This window comes from Clostridium intestinale DSM 6191, assembly GCF_900130055.1.
Classification (GTDB): Bacteria; Bacillota; Clostridia; order Clostridiales; family Clostridiaceae; genus Clostridium_T; species Clostridium_T intestinale.
Genome location: NZ_FQXU01000004.1, coordinates 108,471 through 126,628, shown reverse-complemented (window position 1 = coordinate 126,628; position 18,158 = coordinate 108,471). Strand labels below are relative to the sequence as shown.

At 30.4% G+C, this 18,158-nt stretch carries 26 protein-coding genes; 22 read left to right on the top strand and 4 right to left on the bottom strand.

Annotated elements, in window-relative coordinates; translation table 11 throughout:
* Window positions 1–56: 56 nt before the first annotated feature.
* On the bottom strand, window positions 57–1,481 hold the full coding sequence (locus tag BUA92_RS04260; protein WP_073017080.1) for a DHA2 family efflux MFS transporter permease subunit: 1,425 nt from the start codon (window positions 1,479–1,481) through the stop codon (window positions 57–59).
* A 105-nt stretch (window positions 1,482–1,586) separates the two neighbouring features.
* Here BUA92_RS04260 and BUA92_RS04255 point away from each other — a divergent pair, with 105 nt between their 5' ends.
* The 7 genes from BUA92_RS04255 to BUA92_RS04225 all read left to right on the top strand — a co-directional run bounded on the left by BUA92_RS04255 (window position 1,587) and on the right by BUA92_RS04225 (window position 7,345).
* Entirely contained in the window at window positions 1,587–2,189 is a 603-nt protein-coding gene (locus BUA92_RS04255; protein ID WP_073017078.1) for a TetR/AcrR family transcriptional regulator, read from the top strand.
* 100 nt (window positions 2,190–2,289) lie between these two features.
* Complete coding sequence (locus BUA92_RS04250; protein WP_073017075.1) at window positions 2,290–2,949, top strand: class II aldolase/adducin family protein; 660 nt, start codon at window positions 2,290–2,292, stop codon at window positions 2,947–2,949.
* Between the two features lie 187 nt (window positions 2,950–3,136).
* The gene (gene nirJ1, locus BUA92_RS04245; protein ID WP_073017073.1) at window positions 3,137–4,321 is read left to right on the top strand and encodes a putative heme d1 biosynthesis radical SAM protein NirJ1; all 1,185 of its coding nucleotides are present in this window, start codon (window positions 3,137–3,139) and stop codon (window positions 4,319–4,321) included.
* Window positions 4,322–4,331: 10 nt separating this feature from the next.
* A complete protein-coding gene (nirJ2, locus tag BUA92_RS04240; protein ID WP_073017071.1) occupies window positions 4,332–5,342 on the top strand; it encodes a putative heme d1 biosynthesis radical SAM protein NirJ2 in 1,011 nt (336 codons plus the stop codon).
* A complete protein-coding gene (gene ahbA, locus BUA92_RS04235; RefSeq protein ID WP_073017069.1) occupies window positions 5,335–5,799 on the top strand; it encodes a siroheme decarboxylase subunit alpha in 465 nt (154 codons plus the stop codon). Before nirJ2 ends, ahbA begins: the two co-directional genes overlap by 8 nt.
* Window positions 5,792–6,271 carry a siroheme decarboxylase subunit beta gene (gene ahbB, locus BUA92_RS04230; protein ID WP_073017067.1) on the top strand — a complete coding sequence of 160 codons (480 nt, stop codon included), beginning with the start codon at window positions 5,792–5,794 and terminating at the stop codon, window positions 6,269–6,271. Before ahbA ends, ahbB begins: the two co-directional genes overlap by 8 nt.
* A gap of 96 nt (window positions 6,272–6,367) precedes the next feature.
* Window positions 6,368–7,345, top strand: coding sequence for a Gfo/Idh/MocA family protein (locus BUA92_RS04225; RefSeq protein ID WP_073017065.1), 978 nt, complete (start codon window positions 6,368–6,370; stop codon window positions 7,343–7,345).
* Between the two features lie 64 nt (window positions 7,346–7,409).
* Here BUA92_RS04225 and BUA92_RS04220 read toward each other — a convergent pair whose 3' ends face one another.
* Window positions 7,410–7,631, bottom strand: coding sequence for a DUF362 domain-containing protein (locus tag BUA92_RS04220; RefSeq protein WP_073017063.1), 222 nt, complete (start codon window positions 7,629–7,631; stop codon window positions 7,410–7,412).
* A gap of 184 nt (window positions 7,632–7,815) precedes the next feature.
* Between BUA92_RS04220 and BUA92_RS04215 the strand changes: the two genes are divergently transcribed.
* The 12 genes from BUA92_RS04215 to BUA92_RS04170 all read left to right on the top strand — a co-directional run bounded on the left by BUA92_RS04215 (window position 7,816) and on the right by BUA92_RS04170 (window position 13,814).
* Window positions 7,816–8,292, top strand: a complete 477-nt coding sequence (locus BUA92_RS04215; RefSeq protein WP_073017060.1) for a MarR family transcriptional regulator — start codon at window positions 7,816–7,818, stop codon at window positions 8,290–8,292.
* 17 nt (window positions 8,293–8,309) lie between these two features.
* On the top strand, window positions 8,310–8,639 hold the full coding sequence (locus tag BUA92_RS04210) for a hypothetical protein (RefSeq protein WP_139259297.1): 330 nt from the start codon (window positions 8,310–8,312) through the stop codon (window positions 8,637–8,639).
* Window positions 8,623–9,018, top strand: a complete 396-nt coding sequence (locus BUA92_RS04205; RefSeq protein ID WP_073017055.1) for a MerR family transcriptional regulator — start codon at window positions 8,623–8,625, stop codon at window positions 9,016–9,018. Before BUA92_RS04210 ends, BUA92_RS04205 begins: the two co-directional genes overlap by 17 nt.
* A 95-nt stretch (window positions 9,019–9,113) precedes the next feature.
* Entirely contained in the window at window positions 9,114–9,266 is a 153-nt protein-coding gene (locus BUA92_RS22950; RefSeq protein WP_139259296.1) for a lmo0937 family membrane protein, read from the top strand.
* Window positions 9,267–9,376: 110 nt separating this feature from the next.
* Window positions 9,377–10,168 (top strand): EFR1 family ferrodoxin, encoded by a 792-nt coding sequence (locus BUA92_RS04200; RefSeq protein WP_242950053.1) that lies wholly within the window; start codon window positions 9,377–9,379, stop codon window positions 10,166–10,168.
* Window positions 10,169–10,323: 155 nt separating this feature from the next.
* Window positions 10,324–10,764 (top strand): GNAT family N-acetyltransferase, encoded by a 441-nt coding sequence (locus BUA92_RS04195; RefSeq protein ID WP_073017051.1) that lies wholly within the window; start codon window positions 10,324–10,326, stop codon window positions 10,762–10,764.
* Window positions 10,765–10,861: 97 nt separating this feature from the next.
* Window positions 10,862–11,323: a hypothetical protein gene (locus BUA92_RS04190; protein WP_073017049.1), complete on the top strand. Its 462-nt coding sequence runs from the start codon at window positions 10,862–10,864 to the stop codon at window positions 11,321–11,323.
* Window positions 11,324–11,393: 70 nt separating this feature from the next.
* The gene (locus BUA92_RS04185) at window positions 11,394–11,873 is read left to right on the top strand and encodes an HIT family protein (protein ID WP_073017047.1); all 480 of its coding nucleotides are present in this window, start codon (window positions 11,394–11,396) and stop codon (window positions 11,871–11,873) included.
* Window positions 11,874–11,929: 56 nt separating this feature from the next.
* Entirely contained in the window at window positions 11,930–12,679 is a 750-nt protein-coding gene (locus BUA92_RS04180; protein WP_073017045.1) for a GNAT family N-acetyltransferase, read from the top strand.
* 68 nt (window positions 12,680–12,747) lie between these two features.
* Window positions 12,748–13,038 carry a hypothetical protein gene (locus tag BUA92_RS04175; RefSeq protein WP_073017043.1) on the top strand — a complete coding sequence of 97 codons (291 nt, stop codon included), beginning with the start codon at window positions 12,748–12,750 and terminating at the stop codon, window positions 13,036–13,038.
* A gap of 95 nt (window positions 13,039–13,133) precedes the next feature.
* Window positions 13,134–13,280: a hypothetical protein gene (locus BUA92_RS23465; RefSeq protein WP_207650333.1), complete on the top strand. Its 147-nt coding sequence runs from the start codon at window positions 13,134–13,136 to the stop codon at window positions 13,278–13,280.
* Between the two features lie 27 nt (window positions 13,281–13,307).
* Window positions 13,308–13,814, top strand: a complete 507-nt coding sequence (locus tag BUA92_RS04170) for a GNAT family N-acetyltransferase (RefSeq protein WP_207650338.1) — start codon at window positions 13,308–13,310, stop codon at window positions 13,812–13,814.
* A gap of 31 nt (window positions 13,815–13,845) precedes the next feature.
* Here the strand turns inward: BUA92_RS04170 and BUA92_RS04165 are convergent, their stop codons facing one another.
* Window positions 13,846–14,721: an AraC family transcriptional regulator gene (locus tag BUA92_RS04165; RefSeq protein WP_073017039.1), complete on the bottom strand. Its 876-nt coding sequence runs from the start codon at window positions 14,719–14,721 to the stop codon at window positions 13,846–13,848.
* Window positions 14,722–14,827: 106 nt separating this feature from the next.
* Window positions 14,828–15,172: a winged helix-turn-helix transcriptional regulator gene (locus tag BUA92_RS04160; RefSeq protein WP_073017037.1), complete on the bottom strand. Its 345-nt coding sequence runs from the start codon at window positions 15,170–15,172 to the stop codon at window positions 14,828–14,830.
* 101 nt (window positions 15,173–15,273) lie between these two features.
* Here BUA92_RS04160 and BUA92_RS04155 point away from each other — a divergent pair, with 101 nt between their 5' ends.
* From BUA92_RS04155 to BUA92_RS04145, 3 genes are read left to right on the top strand one after another with little or no spacing between them, the layout of a single operon-like run.
* Window positions 15,274–16,167, top strand: a complete 894-nt coding sequence (locus tag BUA92_RS04155) for an aldo/keto reductase (protein ID WP_073017035.1) — start codon at window positions 15,274–15,276, stop codon at window positions 16,165–16,167.
* A gap of 27 nt (window positions 16,168–16,194) precedes the next feature.
* Window positions 16,195–16,329 (top strand): hypothetical protein, encoded by a 135-nt coding sequence (locus BUA92_RS22945; protein WP_139259295.1) that lies wholly within the window; start codon window positions 16,195–16,197, stop codon window positions 16,327–16,329.
* 42 nt (window positions 16,330–16,371) lie between these two features.
* On the top strand, window positions 16,372–18,129 hold the full coding sequence (locus BUA92_RS04145) for a bifunctional homocysteine S-methyltransferase/methylenetetrahydrofolate reductase (protein WP_073017032.1): 1,758 nt from the start codon (window positions 16,372–16,374) through the stop codon (window positions 18,127–18,129).
* Window positions 18,130–18,158 lie beyond the last annotated feature (29 nt).

Here is an 18,158-nt window from a genome sequence, read left to right as displayed (position 1 = left end):
ACATCAAATGAAAAAGATTAGGTCACATAATAATGATGGGCCTAATCTTTTTTTTGTTACTCAGTTTTATGAACAGGTAATAAAAGTGCTGGGAATAATGCAATAATTGCGAAACCTACAGACCATAAAAATGCTACGTGATAGGCATCTAATAAACCTTGAATACTTGTTGCATTATTCACTAAAATTTGATGTTGAACAATTGTTGCAAGAACAGCTGAACCAAAGGCTCCTCCTATGGTTTGAAGTATTCTTGTAGCAATACTAGCATCAGGTATTTTGCTTCTATCTAGCCCTTCATAAGCTGAAGCTAATATAGGTATTGTTACTCCTCCTAAACCAGCACCGCGTATAAGCAAGGCAAGGAATAAAGTAAAACTTTTTGTATCTTGATTAGCAAAAGCAAAAGGCACAGTCCCTAATATAGTTACAACTAAGCTAACAAGTACTATTACCCTAGAGCCTATTTTATCAGTTAATTTACCAACTTGACTTCTGGTTAATAGCATACCTACCCCTTGAGGGATAAGAGCTACTCCAGTTAAAAAAACACTTTGACCTCGAACTTGCTGATAATATAAAGGTAAAAGCAGCATTGCTCCATTTACAGCTATTCCTGATAAAAATAACAAAAAGGAGGATGCAGAAAAGTTAACTATCTTAAATAGACGAATATCTATTACAGCTTTTTCTTTATTTAGTGAATACACTGTAAATATAACAAGGAGAATTAAGCCAATCATAGAGGGAATGATAACTTCTTTATTATTAAAGCCTCCATTAGAACTTACCTTTGATATTCCGTAAATAAGTACAGCAAAACCAGAAGATAATAGAGAGATACCTATAACATCTAGCTTTTGTTTTAATTCTTTGCTTTTATCTTTAGGTAATCCAAACCATGATAGAAAAAGTGCGATAGCGGTTATAGGGATATTAACATAGAAAATCCATCTCCAGTTTAAACTATCTACAATTATTCCTCCAAGCATAGGACCAAGTATAGGACCAAGAACTGCTGGAATACCAACTAGAGACATCAAACTTCCAAGGCTTTTCCCACCAGAAGCTTGTACAAGAAGTGTTTGAAGAGTAGGTATTAATAGACCAGCTCCAGCTCCTTGAATGATTCTAAAAGCTATAAGGCTTTCTATGTTCCAAGAAACAGCTGATAAAACTGAACCAACTAGAAATAAAAAAAGTGAAAACATATAAACATACTTTCCGCTAAATCTTTGTATAGCCCAACCTGATATAGGAACAACAACTGCCATAGCAAGTACATATCCAGTTGTTACCCACTGAATAACTGATACAGTACTGTTTAAATCAACAGCAATTGTTTTAATTGCTATATTTACCATGGTGGAGTCAAGTAGTGGAGCTAAAGAGCCAAATATCATTATTAGTGAGATTTTAACTAATAAAGGATCAAGTTTTTCTTTTTCCAGAGATAAAATTTTTTCTGCATTATTTTCCATGATTAAACTTCCTTTCATAAAATAAGATACGATTAGTTTCTTATTTTATGTTATAATAAATTTATAAGTAATGCAATATAAAAAAGTTTTTGAGGTAATTTAGGCATGGATAAAAATGATATAGATAAAAAAACATTAACAAGGCGGCGTGGAGATGAGCTTGTTGATGCAATACTTAAGGCTTGTTGGGATGAACTTTCAGAGATGGGATACACAAGCTTAACCATAGAAGGTGTTGCAGCAAGAGCAAAAACTAATAAGGCCGTAATATATAGACGATGGGAAAATAAAAGTAGGCTTGTCATTGAAACATTAAAAAAATATATCCCTAGATCTGAAAAAGTAACTCCTAATACAGGAAATCTAAGAGAGGATGTATTTCTACTATTAAAAAGAATTGCAGTGCCACTACAGATGATAGGGGGAGAAACTATTCATGGTCTTATGGTAGAGTATTTCAGTAAACATATAATAAATTCATTTCCTCAGATTATGAGCGGAATTGAAGGTAGATTTGAAAATTATATGAGAGATATTTTAAAAAATGCTGAATTAAGAGGAGAGGTTGACTTAGAAAAAATAACTTCGAGGATTATTTCCTTGCCTTTAGATTTAGTAAGGTATGAAATTCTTACTACACATAAACCAATAACAGAGAATGTACTGAATGAAATTGTGGATGATATTTTTATGCCATTAATTAAATAAGTGGCTTTTTATTAGTTTGTAAACAATTTCTGTACCATATTAAAGTATACTGGTCTTAAATTGTTGACATAAATTATTAAAATATAGGGGGAGAATTAGTATGTTAGAAGAATTAAAGAAAGAAGTTGTAAAAATAGCTAAGGAAGCAGATCAATCAGGGTTATGTAAGCACAAGTCAGGAAATTTTAGTATAAGGGATAAAGAAACAGGATATGTTGTAGTTACACCAGCTTCTGTAGATAGAGCAGAATTAACTTATCATGATATTTGTGTAGTAGATTTAGATGCAAACGTTATAGAAGCAGTAACTGATTTGAAGCCTACAAGTGAACTTTTAATGCATTTAGAAATTTATAAAACAAGAGAAGATGTAGGGGCTGTTGTACATACACACTCACGTATTGCGACCTCATTTGCTGTAGTAAATAAACCAATACCTGCAATAATATATGAATGCGCAACTTTAGGACTTAAAGATGCCATGATTCCTGTTGCACCTTATGGAAGACCAGGTACAAGAGAACTATCAAACAGTGTTATAGAACCTATAAAAAGATCTGATTGCATTCTTTTAGAGGCCCATGGAGCGGTAGCTGTAGATAGTGAACCTAAAAATGCATTATTAAAAGCTCATTATATAGAAGAGTTAGCTGAGGTATATTATAGAGCTTTGGTTATAGGTGGTGGAAAAGAACCTAGAGCTTTTGCCCCTGAAGAACTTGAGAGATGGGAATATCCATCTGAAATAAAACTTAAATAATTAAAAGATCAGTATCAACCATAAGAGTTGGTACTGATCTTTTTTCATGTTCTTTTTCATGATTTATAAGAAGGCCCATCAAAATCTGTTAACAAAAAATATACAAAAATAATCAAAAAACTCTAATAAAATATGAATAATTGGGAAAAATACCAAAGTCGCGTTAATTATGGATAGGAGGTGCATTATGATAGGTGTATCTAAACTGCTATGTGGGACAGAAAGTTTTGGAGATAAACTTAGATATACTCATGGTGCTAATGAAGCTAAACATGGAGTTAATTTAGATAGAGGGCCAGTAGTTGTTTGGAACTGTACTAGAACCTGTAATTTGAAGTGTAAGCACTGTTATGCAGACTCAGATAACAAGAAATATGAAGGTGAACTTACTACTTATGAAGGGAAAAAATTAATAGAGGATTTACACCATTTTAATGTACCTGTAATACTATTTTCAGGAGGTGAACCCCTTATTAGAGAAGATATTTTGGACTTAGTTGATTATGCTAGGAGGTACAATATAAGAAGTACCATATCAACTAATGGAACACTTATTGATAAGGAAATGGCAAGAAAACTTAAAGAAAGAAAAGTTGGGTATGTTGGAATTAGCTTAGATGGAATAGGAAAAAGACATGATGATTTTAGGGGAAGTAGAGGGGCCTTTGATAGTGCTCTTCAAGGTATAAGAAACTGTCAGGAGGCCCATCAAAAAGTTGGATTAAGATTTACTATTAACAGTAATAATTATGATGAACTTGAGGAAATTTTTTACCTAGTTAAAGAAGAGAAAATTAAGAGAGTATGTTTTTATCATTTGGTGTATTCAGGCAGAGGTAGTGAAATGATGAAAGAAGATATATCTCATGAAGAAACAAGAAGAGCTATGAATATAATAATTAATAATGCAATGAAACTAGGAAGTGAAGTTGAGATTTTAACGGTAGATAATCATGCTGATACCGTATATCTATATCTTGAGGCAGAGAAAAAATACCCTCATCTATCTAAAAATATATTAAACTTAATGAAAATGAATGGGGGAAATCGCTCAGGGATAGCGATAGCTAATATAGATTATAAAGGGGATGTACATAGTGATCAATTCACTACGCAGTATACATTTGGAAATGTTAAAGAAAGAGATTTTAAGGATATATGGACAGATATATCAAATCCAATTTTAGCAGGATTAAAAGATAGAAAGAGGCTTCTTAAGGGAAGGTGCAGCAAATGTAACTGGCTTAATGTGTGTAATGGCAATTTTAGATCAAGAGCAGAGGCTGTGACAGGAGATTTTTGGGCATCTGATCCTGCGTGTTATTTGACTGATGAAGAAATAGGGGTAGGGGAGAAACTTGGATTAGTTTAGGAGGATATCAATGATTATATCATGGAACACAACTAATAAGTGTAATATGCATTGCAAACATTGCTACAGAAACTCTGGAATTAAAGCTGAGAGAGAATTAAACACCTTAGAAGGAAAAAAACTTATAGATGAAGTTAAAAAAGCTGGCTTTAAAATAATGATTTTTTCAGGTGGGGAACCTTTAATACGTGAAGATATTTATGAACTTATTGAGTATGCTTCAAATAGTGGACTTAGGCCTGTTATTGGAAGTAATGGAACACTTATAACTGAAGAAATCGCAAAAAAATTAAAAGATTCAGGTGCCATGGGAATAGGAATAAGTTTAGACAGTCTTAATTCCAAAAAACATGATGAGTTTAGAGGATTTAAAAGTGCTTGGGTGGAAGCTGTTAAAGGTATGAAAAACTGCAAAGCCGTAGGATTACCTTTTCAAATACATTCAACTGTGATGAAGTGGAATAAGGATGAGATACTTAATATAACTAATTTTGGTATGGGACTTGGGGCGGTTGCTCATCATATCTTTTTTTTAGTTCCTACAGGAAGAGGAGAAAACATAGAAGATCAATCGTTAACCCCATTTCAACATGAAAAACTTCTTAAAGATATTATGATAAAGCAAAAACAAGTAGACATAGAATTAAAACCAACCTGTGCACCACAATTCATGAGGATTGCAAATGAACTTAATATGAGACCAAGGTTTAGAAGAGGATGTTTAGCAGGGGTTAGTTATTGCATTGTAAGTCCAGTTGGTGATGTGCAGCCTTGTGCATATCTGGATAAACCTATAGGAAATGTGAGAGATGTTCCTTTCAGTGAATTATGGAGAGACAGTCCTGTATTTAAGGAACTTAGGACTTTAGAATATGAAGGAAAATGTGGAGAATGTGAATATAAAAAGAGCTGTGGAGGGTGTCGTGCTCGTGCAGCCTTTTATAATGATGGAGATTATATGTCATCAGATGAGGTCTGTCTATACTCAGCTAATGAAGAAGTTGAGGTTATTAATGGATAAGATATGTGTTGATTTACTTAATTTAATTCAAAATGAATTTCCATTAGAATCAAGACCTTATTTAAAGATATCAGAGAAACTAGGAGTAAGTGAAATTAAGGTTATAGAACTTCTAAAAGATCTTAAAAAAGATGGTTATATAAGGCGTTTAGGAGGAATAGTTAATTCTAAAAAGGTAGGTTATTATAGCACTTTATGTGCAGTTAAAGTTCCAAAGGAAAAAATTAAAGAAGTTTCAAAAATTATAAATAGCTATGATGGAGTTACCCACAATTATATTAGAGAGCACAGCTTTAACATGTGGTTTACTTTAACAGCGTCATCTAGAGAAAATGTTAAAAGAATACTTGAGGAAATTAAGAGTAATACAGGAATAGAAGAGATAATGGAATTACCTTCTATAAATTTATTTAAGATAAATGTGAGTTTTAATCTTAAGGAGAAAAGCTATGTTTAGTTATTTAGATAAAGCTATAATTAGAAAACTTCAAGAAGATTTACCCCTAGTTCCTAATCCATATGAAGAGATAGCCTGTGAACTTGGAATTACAGAAGAAGAACTCTTAGATAGGATAAAAGAACTTAAGGATAGAGGAGTTATAAGAAGATTTGGTGCTTCTCTAAATCACAGAAATGTTGGAATAAAAGGGAATGGAATGGTAGTATGGGTCGTTCCAGAAAAAGAGATTAAGAGAGTGAGTAAGATTATGGTTTCATTTTCAGAAGTTACTCACTGTTATGAAAGACCAACCTATCCTAATTGGCCTTATAATGTATTTACTATGATTCATGGAGAAGATAAAAAAACTTGCGAGAAAATAGTTGAAAGAATTTCAGAAGCATCTGGGATTAAAACTTACAGCATATTATATAGCACTGAAGAACTTAAAAAAAGTAGCATGAAATATTTTGCAGAAGAACATATATAACAAAACCTACTCTAAAGTTTAATACTAAGTAAAGGATTATTGAATTGATACCGTATGTAATGTAAACTATTTATATAGGAAAAAGGAGGTAGCAAAATGGTAAGATTTGCGGTAATAGGTACTAATAAGATAACAGATGGATTTTTGAATGCAGCTATGTTATGTGAAGATTTTAAGTTAGCAGCTGTTTATTCAAGAAGTAAAGAGAAAGCGTTAGAGTTTGGAAGTAAATATGGAGTTACCTTAGTTTATGATGATTTAGATGAACTTGCAGCAAGCAATGAAATAGATGCAGTGTATGTAGCTAGTCCTAATAGTCTACATGCTAGTCAATCAATAAAAATGTTAAATGGTAAAAAACATGTTTTATGTGAAAAAACCATAGCATCTAATATTAAGGAGTTAGAAGCTATGTTAAAAGCTGCAGATGATAATGGAGTTATTTTATTAGAAGCAATGCGTCCAGTTTTTGATCCTGGATTTAAGGCAATACAAGATAATCTTCATAAGATAGGAAAAGTAAGAAGACTTACATTCCAGTACTGCCAATACTCTTCAAGATATGATAATTTTAAAAATGGTGTTATAGAAAATGCTTTTAATCCTAAATTTTCAAACGGAGCACTTATGGATATAGGTGTTTACTGTATCCACCCAATGGTAAAACTTTTTGGAATGCCTAAAAAGATAGTAGCAAGTGCTGTAAAATTAGAAAATGGAATTGATGGAGCAGGAACTATTTTAGTTGAATATGATGGTATGCAAGGTGAGTTATTATATTCAAAAATAACTAATTCAAAGCTACCTAGTCAAATTCAAGGGGAAAAAGGCTGTATGATAATAAAAGAAATACCAGATACAAGAGAACTTTCAATCATCTACAATAACGGAGAAACAGAAGAGATTGAAATAAGTAAACATCCTAACAACATGTATTATGAAGTTGAAGAAATAGTAAGATTAATAAATTCAAAGGAAAATGCACATAAACATAATAAGTATTCAGTTATTGAAGTAAAAATAATGGACGAGGTTAGAAGTCAATTAGATATTAAGTTCCCAGCTGACCTTTAAAAATACTATAGAAGCTGGAGTTATGGATAAGCTATAACTCCAGCTTTATTATTATAGATTAAACCTAATTCTTCACAAGTGATAAAGACTGTTTTGGGCAAGTTTTTACACATCTTTTGCATCTAACGCAAACCTCATTGTCAATTACCCATGTACCTTCATTTGGAGTTACTTTTATAGCATTAGCTGGGCAAATTTTTTCGCATTTTCCACAATATACGCAGGAGCTTGTATCATTTTTTATATTTCCTTTTGATTTTAAAATAGAATGCATGAACTTAAACACAATGTATTTCTCCCTTCAAGTTAAGAAAATATTTAGGTATCAACATGGTTTCCTGAGAAACTAAAATAATATTAACACAACATGGTTTCCTTGTAAACAATAAGTTTCACCTTGTTGATATAAAAAACTTAAAATGATATAATTACATTGTTTCTTAGGAAAGTATATATTTAGGAGAAGAATTATGGATAATAATAAAGTTCAAGATATAACAAAAAAGATGAGTATGTTGATAAATAGATTAAGGAGCTTTGATGATGAACATGAAAAAGCTTTAGAAGAGATGTTAGATAAATATGAAATAGCAGAACTATTAAATAAAAATTTAACTTTGTCAGAAGTTCATGTTATTGATTGTATAGGAAAAAATAAATTTTCTAATACAACATTTATATCAAAAGAATTGAATATGACTAAGGGGGCTATATCTAAAATAACAACTAAACTCCTTGACAAGGATTTAATAAAGTCAGATAAACTTGAAAGCAATAAAAAAGAAGTTTATTACATACTAACAAAGTTAGGTAGAGAAATATTTTTTATACATGAAAAAATTCATAAGGCTCAGAATGAAAAATTTGAAGATATGATTTCAAAATATAGCACAGAAGAATTAGTTGCTATAAATAAGTTTTTAGATGACTTAACTAATAATATCTAGGAAAAGAGGTTAATATGATGGAAAATACTACAGATTTGAGACCTAAAATAATTACACTTTGTGGATCTACAAAATTTAAGAAACAATTTGAAGAAGTAATGGCAAAACTAACATTAGATGGATGTATAGTTTTAACAGTAGGTTTTTTTGAACAAAGTGATAATATAGAAATAACTGAAGAGCAGATTAAACTATTTGAAAAACTTCATTATCATAAGATAGATATGTCAGATGGAATATATGTTGTAAATGCAAATGGATATATTGGAGAAAGTACCAAAAAAGAAATTCAATATGCTTTACAAAAAGGTAAAGAGGTAAAGTATTTTTATGAAAAATTATTATAAAATTGGAGAGGTAGTAAAAAAGTTAAATATAAATAGGGAAACTATAAGATATTATGAGAATATAGGATTATTAACAGAAAACAAAAGGGATAAAAATGGCTATAGACTTTATTCAGAAGATGAGGTTGAGAAAGTTGAATTTATTCTAATGGTTAAAAGTTATGGTTTTTCTTTAAAAGAAATAAAAGTGATTTTCGATGAGGTATATGAAGATATATTAGGTGGACATGTTGAAGGTATAAAGATAATAGTTGAAGAAAAAATCAAGGAATTACAGGTTAAAATAGATGCTTTAAGTGAAACAAAAAAGCTTTTAGAAAAAGTTAATGATAATGTACTATCAGAAAACAGAGAATGCTATAGAAAAGAAAATAAATAACAATAATTATTGTTTAATAACGCATATTATGGTATAATAAAACAAAAATAGACAATACAAACTATTTAGAAGCTAGGCAGAAAGGAGAGATTATAATGAAATTTTTAAGATGGTTAGGTGGAATTGTAGTTTTCTTTTGGTTATTAGGTCTTCTATTTAGAATAGGAGGAGGGCTTATACATATATTATTGGTAGTTGCGGCTATTGTATTTTTGTATGATAAGTTTTTAGGTAGCAGAAGAGAATAACTAGTATATCAAAAGCTTTCTTGAGGTATTTCAAGAAAGCTTTTATTTTGCGCTTGACTCTGTAGTATGGTACAAGGTGTATACTTTCTGTAAAAGAAAAGGGGGCATTTATGATGATCATTAATGAAGATACTATACTTTACTTTTCAGGTACAGGAAACAGTTATCAAGTAGCAAAAGATATTCAAAATAGCTTATCTACTCTTAATTTATGTAAGATAGCTTCTATGAGAAATGATGAAAAGATAGAGGTTAAATCAAAAATTCTTGGAATAATATTTCCTGTTTATTATGCACGGTTGCCTTTAATAGTTGAGAAGGTAATGAAAAGCTTAAACTTAAGTGAGGATACCTATGTTTTTAGTATAGTAACTCATGGAGGTGCACCTGCTAAGGTATTATTTAAACTCAAAGATTTATTAGAAAAAAATCATGGACATCTAAATTCAGGGTTTTTAGTTAAAATGCCTGCAAATAATATTCTAAAATATGATACTAAAGACATGCACACTTATAATGATGTTTTTAATCAAGAAAAGAAAAAGATAGAAATGATATCAAAAATAATTAAGGAAAGAAAAAATCACTCATGTGAGGTGACAAGTTTAGTTCTTGATAGATTAGTTGATAAGATTTTTATTAAACAAACTAATAAAATAGTTGAAGGCTTTCATGAAAGTGATAGAAACTTTTGGGTAACTGATGAATGTAATGGTTGCAAGCTTTGTGAAAAAGTTTGTCCAGTAGAGAATATAGAATTTAATGGAGAAAAACCAACATGGAAACACAAGTGTGAACAATGTACAGCATGTATTCAATATTGTCCTAAAGAAGCTATTCAATGGGATAAGAAAACCATGAAAAGAAAAAGATATAAAAATCCTAATGTTAAGATATTTTAACTAGGCCCATCAAGAGGTGCATCAGGGATATGAAGATAAAAATTAGGTATAAGAAAAGGTGCATGAAGAATATATTTACAAAACGTGGTATAATTTAATCATAGTTATGGTAAGAGATAGAGAAATAGTAAATTAAAAGAAATATGGAGTATAAAATGGAGATTAAAGTAAATAAATTTGAAGAGAAATATTTAGAAGAGTGTGTTGATTTATTTATAGATACATTTTCAAAAGAACCTTGGAATGACGAATATGATTCAAAAGAGCAGGTAAAGAAATTTTTCATAAATCATATGCAAAACAATTATTTTTTAGGTTATATAGGTTTAGTAAATAGTAAAATTGTAGCATTAAGTATAGGTATGAAAAAGCCTTGGATATGTGGCATGGAGTATTATATAGATGAGTTTTGTATAAGTTATGATTATCAAGGGGAAGGTATCGGAAGTTTATTCCTAAATCATATAGAAAAATTATTATTGGATGAGAATGTTCAAGGCATGATACTTAATACAGAAAAAGACTATCCATCTTATAAGTTTTATGAGAAAAACGGTTTTCGACCTTTAGGAAATCTTATTGTTTTAGGAAAGTAGATTTAAAATATTGAAATAAAGTGTAAGGTACTGTATTTTAATTAATAATTTGAATAAGAGATATGAACTATGCAAATTAACTTCAAAGGGGAAAGATATGAATCAGATATTTATGTTTTTTGGTGTACAATGGCTTTTTTATGTACAAGGTCTATGGACAATTATGGATAACTTTATAATCAGTATGTTAATAATCATCTTAAATATATTAATACTGTATTTTTTAAAGGTAAAATATATAAAAAGATATTCATTGGCATTAATAATAATGTTACCTTGGGTTCAAGTAATTTCTATTTTTATAAATAATGAGATATCAAGGATTTCAAAAGGAATAACATTAAATTCTGAAACCTTATTCTGGAACTACTTGTTTATTATAGTACAACTTATAATCCTATTGATTAGCATAGTTGTATCAGCACGAAATTATAGAGAAAAAAGAAATGACTTTAAAGAAATAAAATTTTTAATGTTAAGTTATTCTATAAACATAGTAATAATAACATCATTAATATACCTTAGTTTCATTCAGGTTCCCAAACTAAATTTGTTGTAAATATGCTGAATTTATCTTTATTTATATATTTAAAAAATGAGAGGCATTGAGTTTTAGAGGAGAGGATTTTATGATAATAAGAGATATTTTAGATAAGGAATGGAGTTGTGAATGTTTAGGCTGCTCCATAGGAAATGGTGAGTTTACTCCGCCTGGTGATATAATAAAAAGCACTAAAAATTTCGTTCTTCATCAAGACCCAGAAGTTCCAATTAAGGCATTTTTAATAATTGATTCAAAAAAACATATTAAGTCAATTTCAGAATTAACTTATGAGGAATCACAAGAACTATTTGAGTTAGCTTATAAGGCGAGAGAAGCATTAAAAATCATAAGTGATATTAAAGAAGTAACAATTATTCAAGAAGAAAGGTCAAGGCACTTTCATTTATGGTTGTTGCCAAGATATGAGTGGATGGATGAGAAGTTTGCAAATTCATTATCTTCAGTTCGCGATATTTTTCTTTATGCCAAAGAGAACAACAAAACTAAAGAAAACATCAATGATATATTAGTAACTGTAGACACAATAAGAAATTATATGAAATAAATCATAGATTGGAAGTAATTTAAGAATTAGGCTTTGTAAGGGAGGAGAATTAAAACATGTGTGCTGAATTTATAAACCTAACAAAAGAAAACCTTGCCAATGAGCATGTATGCTGCATTATACGTAGTAAAAAGCCACATAAAGGTATTGATGCAAAAAAAGAATGGCTGTCAGAACGGTTAAATGAAGGTCATGTCTTTAGAAAATTAAATGAAAAAGCTACTGTTTTTATTGAGTATGCTCCTCTCGAAACAGCTTGGGTTCCAATAATCGGAGACAACTATTATTATGTGTATTGTTTATGGGTTTCAGGTAATTACAAGGGAAAAGGTTATGGAAATTTGTTGATGGAGTATTGTTTAGCTGATGCTAAAGCAAAGGGGAAATCAGGAATTTGCATGCTTGGAGCAAAAAAGCAGAAGGCTTGGCTTTCAGACCAATCATTTGTTAAGAAGTTCGGCTTTGAGGTTGTTGATAATACAGATGACGATTATGAATTACTTGCGCTTTCTTTTGATGGTACAATGCCAAAATTTTCATCCAGTGTTAAAAATCATAAAATTGAAAGTGAAGAATTAACAATTTATTATGATATGCAATGTCCATATGTTTATCAAAGTATTGAGATGATAAAACAGTATTGTGAAATGAATGAAGTTCCTGTATCTTTAAATCAAGTGGATACTCTACAAAGAGCAAAGACGTTACCTTGTGTTTTCAATAACTGGGCTGTTTTTTATAAAGGGAATTTTGAAACTATAAATTTGTTAGATATAGCTTATTTAAAGAGGATACTTAAAAAATAAATCATCATCTTGATTACTAAAGTAATCTTAGTTAACTAGGCCCATCAAAATAATAGAGGAGTGATTTCATGATATTTAAGAAACCATGGTTTTATATAATTCTATATGCTGTTATTTTTCTACTATTTAGGTATTTAGATTACTCAATAATTAAACAACCAAGGCTTTCATATTATAACTTTATAACATCAATGATTGCAATGATAGTAATATCAATTATTGCTATTATATCATCACTTAAGGAAATGAAAATAAACAAAAGAGCTGGTCGTGGTTATCTTATTTTTTCAATTTGCTTAAATATTTTTGCTTCAGGATGGTTATGTTTAATTTTATCAATTCAGTCATATTACAATTAATACTTAGTTTCATTGAAAGGATTTTCTTTGTTAATTGGGGTGATTATATTTATTTTAGGTAAGGGTTATCAAGATTCAAAAAAGAAATTATAATCTTGATTATTAAAACAAAGTTGATTTTACTAGGGCAAATAAGAGGACCATCAAAAGGTACATCAGATATGATGTCCAAGAAAAGGTATATGAAGAAATATAAGAGGCCCATGATAAAATATGATAAACGAGAGGTTCATCATATTTAAGTAATATGAAATAAGTTGAGGTGATTAATCATAAAAGTAATAGAAACAAAACGATTATATCTAAGAGAACTTATACCAGAAGATAAGAATGAGCTATCAAAGGTTCTATCTGATTTTGAGTCTATGAAATATTATCCTAAGGTATTTGATGAAGAGAAAGTAGAGAAGTGGATTCAATGGAATATCGAAAACTATAGTAAGTATAATCATGGTTTATGGGCAGTTATATTAAAAGAAGGAGAAGTTTTTCTTGGGGATTGTGGAATAACAATGCAGAGAATTGAAGATGAAGTTGTGCCGGAGATTGGGTTCCATATTATTAAGAATTATTGCAATAAAGGTTATGCAACAGAGGCTGCTTTGGCTTGTAAGGAATATGCCTTTGAAATATTAAATTATTCTAGAGTTTTTTCAATTACAAGTGAAAGAAATATTCCTTCACAAAAGGTTGCTGAGAAGATAGGCATGAAGTTTTATAAGTATTTTGATAGTCACGGAGAAAAGCATGTCTCCAAGTTAGCAATAAAAGAATAAAGAGAACTTAAGACAAGTTCCCTTTAAGATCTTATTGTTTTTTTACAACCGGTACCCATATCTCACTTTTGTAGGTTGGAGATGAGGTATCTTTACTTTCATTCCATAGAATTTCAGGTCCTTCAGCTACTTCATAGTTAGATGATGGGAACCACTCAGAGTAAATACGTCCCCATATATTTTGAAGAGTTTCTGGAAAAGGCCCAACAGCTTCAAATACGGCCCAAGTTGATGTTTTAACTTCAAGTTTTTCAAAATTATCTGGACATTCTTTAGTTGAAGCAACTCCTATATAGTGATCAAGTTCACCTTTTTCCTCCATTCTTCCTTCAGAGAAGTTTACAGAAGCGCTTATAAGTCCTGATGGTTCAATGTTTGAAAGTGCTTTAAGTTCAGTTATGATTTGCATATTCAAACTTTGCCACATCTTAGAAATCTCAGGATTAACCCCTTCAAAAACTATAGGAACCCTCTTTTTCAATCCAATAATATTAAATTTTTCCTTTTCTACAATACGATAATTCATTTCGTTTCCTCCCTTAATAGATAATTGGAAGGTCATAGGTGGATAAGCTTTTAATGAATGACTATTATCTCTAGCTTCTGATGGAGTAACTCCATGTAAACTATGAAAGGCTCTTGAAAAAGCATCAGGAGAATTATACCCATACTTAACAGCAAGGTCTATCACCTTTATATCACTGTTTGTAAGTTCAAAAGCTGCAACAGTGAGTCTTCTCCTTCTGATATATTCTGATAGTGGAATTCCAGCTAAAAAAGAAAACATTCTTTTGAAATGATATTCAGAACATAAAGCTAGTCTAGCTATCTCCTTATAATCTATTTCATACTCAAGATTTTTTTCAATGTACTTTAGAGCATCATTCATATTTTTAAGTGAATCCATTAAAATCCCTTCCTTTCATATACAGGATAACAGAAGCAAAAATAGAGAATCCGACATTTTAGGTATAACTATTGTAGGCTGTATTGTATTATATGAACATCAAGCTTTAATTATCTTCTGCACCAATTTTTATATAAGACTCTCCCCATTTTTCCATAAGATCAAGTACTGGAATAAAGCTCTTGCCAACCTTTGTTAGACTGTATTCAACCTTAGGAGGAACTTCATTGTAGATTTTTCTTTCAACAATATTATCATCTTCAAGTTCCCTTAAATGCTGAGTGAGCATCTTTTGAGTAAGGGAGGAATCATCAAAGGCCCTTTTTAATTCTGAGTGCCTCATGACTTCATTTCTGGCTAAAAACCATATTATAGATAACTTCCATTTACCCAAAATTATTCTCTGGGTTAACAATAAAGGACATCCCTCTTCCCATTCATTTATTATCATAATTATCTCCTTAGGTACTTTTTTGTAACTATAGCACAATAAAGTACCTAATTTCAATATTTTATAACCTAAAATATAATATTTTTAGGAGGTGTTTTTAGATGGAAAAAATATTATTAGGAAGTTCATCATTAAGAGTATCTAATATTGGACTTGGAGCAATAAATTTTGGAACAAAGACAAGTGAAGAGGACTCTTTTAAGTTAATGGATGATTATATTAATGAAGGGGGGAATCTTATAGATACAGCAAATAACTATGCGGTTTGGAATGGTGGAAATGGTGGTGAGAGCGAGAGAGTTATAGGAAAGTGGTTAAATAAAAACAATAACAGAAAAGAAATTATAATAGCAACAAAGCTTGGTGCACTACCTAAAAACATTGAAAATAGAGATTTTTCTAATATGCAAGGATTGGGACGAAAAGTTATCTTAGAATCTGTACAAAAGTCTTTAGAAAATTTGAATACAGATTATATTGATTTATTATATTTACATGTAGATGATTATAACACTCCACAGGAAGAAACTTTAGAAACCTTAAACGAACTTGTAGAAAAGGGCTTGATTAAAGAGATTGGATGTAGCAATTTTAGAACTTGGCGTATTGAACGAGCAAGGAATATTTGTATTAAAAATGGTTATAAATTCTTTTCTGCAATTCAACAGAGATATAGTTATTTAACACCAACTATTGATGCTGATTTTTACCCACAAGTTGCAGTTGATGGAGATCTTAGTGATTACTTAAAATATCATAATGATTTAACTTTAGTTGCTTTCTCTCCATTACTTAAAGGTCAATATAATAAAAGAGAGATAGAAAAAGAAGAATATAATACATTGTATAATCAAAGGAAGTTACAAAGATTATTAGATAAAGAATCAGATCCTAACTCATGGGTAATAAAATATATCACTGAACAATTTGGAGGGAGTGTAGCCCTAGTTACAACTTCGAATAGAAAGCATCTAATAGATATAATGAAATTTTAAAGGATAAGTTTCCCCTAGAGAAGTTGAGTGAGTTATTATTTGAAATGCTCTATTTCTACTTTTAGACTTGTTCATAGTACCATTAAAGAAATAACACAAATCCTTACCCATATGTGTTATAGTAAATTTAGTAATGGAATAAAGGATATTAATGCTATGTAATTTCCTTTGAGGTAAGAGATAAATTTGTTTAGGAGGATACAAATGAAAACAAAAAAGAAACCGCTGATTTTTGATGGAGCAATGGGTACTTACTACAGTATAGTAAGTAAAAATCCATCAACTAAGTGTGAGCTTGGAAATCTTTATGATAGGCAAACTGTTTTAGATATACACAAGGAATATATAGATGCAGGTTGTGGGGCTATAAGAACTAATACCTTTGGTGCAAATAAAGAGGCATTAGAAAGTGATTTTGATGTAGTTAAGAGGGTCATCAAAGAGGGTTATGAAGTTGCAAAAGAGGCAACTAAAGGTACATCAGTTTCAGTTTTTGCTGATATTGGGCCCATCAAAGAACTAGAAGGACATGAATTATTTAAAGAGTACCAAGAAATAGTAGATGTATTTCTTGATTTAGGTGCAGACAACTTCATATTTGAAACCTTTAGCCAAGAGGAATGTTTAGTTGATATCTGCAAATATATAAAAAGTAAAAATCACAAAGCTTTTATTCTTGTGGAGTTTGCTGTTTCTCCAGAAGGGTACACAAGGCTTGGAAATTCAGGAAAGAAACTTATAGATAAACTTTCAAAGATTACTGAAATTGATGCTTTAGGTTTTAACTGTTTTTCAGGTCCCTACCATCTTCTTCAGTATATAAAAGAGTTTAATATTGAAGATAAAACCATATCCATAATGCCAAACTCAGGTTATCCGACTATAATAAATAACCGTACTTTTTTTGATAACAGTAAAGAGTATTTTGCAAGTCAGATGTTTGAAATAGCGAAATTAGGAGTAAGTATTTTAGGTGGATGTTGTGGGACAACTCCAGAGTATATAAAAGCAATGGTTTTGAAACTAAAAGAACTTAGTTTAGATGATATTGTTTATGACAAGATATCAAAACCATCAGAAATCAAAAAATCAGAGGTGAAAAATAAACTTATCGAAAAGTTAGATAAGGGAGAGAAGATAATTGCAGTTGAATTAGATCCTCCTATAGATACAGAAATAGACTTTTTTATGAGTAGTGCAAAGAAACTGAAAGATCAGGGAGTAGATGCTATAACTATAGCTGATTGTCCTATTGCAAGAGCTAGAGTTGATAGCAGTATACTTGCTTGTAAACTTAAGAGAGAACTAGATATAACACCAATTCCTCATATGACCTGTAGAGACAGAAATATAAATGCTACAAAAGCTCTTCTTTTGGGCCTTAATATAGAAGGGGTGAATAATGTTTTAGTTGTAACTGGTGATCCTATACCTTCTGCTGAAAGAGATGAAGTTAAGGGAGTATTTAGTTTTAATTCATCAATACTTGCAAACTATATAACAAACTTAAATGAAACAACCTTTAAAAGTCCATTTAATGTTTGTGGGGCCTTAAATATCAATGCAAGAAACTTTAATGCTCAGATGGTACAAGCAAAGAAAAAGATAGAAAATGGAATAACCATGTTTTTGACCCAACCTGTTTTAACTAAAGAGGCCCTAGAAAATCTAAAACTTGCAAGAAAAGAACTAGATGTAAAAATACTAGGTGGAATCATTCCAGTTGTTAGTTATAGAAATGCCTGCTTTATGAACAATGAAATATCAGGAATTAACGTTTCAGAAGAGATAATTGAGATGTATAAAGATATTTCAAAGGAAGAGGGTACAGAGCTTGCAGTGAAATTATCAACCCAAATTGCAGAAGAGATTTCTGAATATGTAGATGGGTATTATTTAATAACTCCATTTAAGAGGATAGATATAATTTCTAGAATAATTGAGAATATAAAAAACAAATAAATCTTCACAAAAAAAGAAACCTAGAGAGG

Coding starts and splice junctions, on each gene's coding strand:
- BUA92_RS22950 (WP_139259296.1), top strand. CDS start 9,114: ATGAAATTTTTAAGATGGTTAGGTGGAATTGTAGTTTTCTTTTGGTTA.
- BUA92_RS04195 (WP_073017051.1), top strand. CDS start 10,324: ATGGAGATTAAAGTAAATAAATTTGAAGAGAAATATTTAGAAGAGTGT.
- ahbB (WP_073017067.1), top strand. CDS start 5,792: ATGTTTAGTTATTTAGATAAAGCTATAATTAGAAAACTTCAAGAAGAT.
- BUA92_RS04155 (WP_073017035.1), top strand. CDS start 15,274: ATGGAAAAAATATTATTAGGAAGTTCATCATTAAGAGTATCTAATATT.
- BUA92_RS04175 (WP_073017043.1), top strand. CDS start 12,748: ATGATATTTAAGAAACCATGGTTTTATATAATTCTATATGCTGTTATT.
- BUA92_RS04260 (WP_073017080.1), bottom strand. CDS start 1,481: ATGGAAAATAATGCAGAAAAAATTTTATCTCTGGAAAAAGAAAAACTT.
- nirJ1 (WP_073017073.1), top strand. CDS start 3,137: ATGATAGGTGTATCTAAACTGCTATGTGGGACAGAAAGTTTTGGAGAT.
- nirJ2 (WP_073017071.1), top strand. CDS start 4,332: ATGATTATATCATGGAACACAACTAATAAGTGTAATATGCATTGCAAA.
- BUA92_RS04225 (WP_073017065.1), top strand. CDS start 6,368: ATGGTAAGATTTGCGGTAATAGGTACTAATAAGATAACAGATGGATTT.
- BUA92_RS04145 (WP_073017032.1), top strand. CDS start 16,372: ATGAAAACAAAAAAGAAACCGCTGATTTTTGATGGAGCAATGGGTACT.
- BUA92_RS04160 (WP_073017037.1), bottom strand. CDS start 15,172: ATGATAATAAATGAATGGGAAGAGGGATGTCCTTTATTGTTAACCCAG.
- ahbA (WP_073017069.1), top strand. CDS start 5,335: ATGGATAAGATATGTGTTGATTTACTTAATTTAATTCAAAATGAATTT.
- BUA92_RS04165 (WP_073017039.1), bottom strand. CDS start 14,721: ATGGATTCACTTAAAAATATGAATGATGCTCTAAAGTACATTGAAAAA.
- BUA92_RS04185 (WP_073017047.1), top strand. CDS start 11,394: ATGATAATAAGAGATATTTTAGATAAGGAATGGAGTTGTGAATGTTTA.
- BUA92_RS04205 (WP_073017055.1), top strand. CDS start 8,623: ATGAAAAATTATTATAAAATTGGAGAGGTAGTAAAAAAGTTAAATATA.
- BUA92_RS04200 (WP_242950053.1), top strand. CDS start 9,377: ATGATGATCATTAATGAAGATACTATACTTTACTTTTCAGGTACAGGA.
- BUA92_RS04210 (WP_139259297.1), top strand. CDS start 8,310: ATGGAAAATACTACAGATTTGAGACCTAAAATAATTACACTTTGTGGA.
- BUA92_RS04255 (WP_073017078.1), top strand. CDS start 1,587: ATGGATAAAAATGATATAGATAAAAAAACATTAACAAGGCGGCGTGGA.
- BUA92_RS04180 (WP_073017045.1), top strand. CDS start 11,930: ATGTGTGCTGAATTTATAAACCTAACAAAAGAAAACCTTGCCAATGAG.
- BUA92_RS04190 (WP_073017049.1), top strand. CDS start 10,862: ATGAATCAGATATTTATGTTTTTTGGTGTACAATGGCTTTTTTATGTA.
- BUA92_RS04215 (WP_073017060.1), top strand. CDS start 7,816: ATGGATAATAATAAAGTTCAAGATATAACAAAAAAGATGAGTATGTTG.
- BUA92_RS04250 (WP_073017075.1), top strand. CDS start 2,290: ATGTTAGAAGAATTAAAGAAAGAAGTTGTAAAAATAGCTAAGGAAGCA.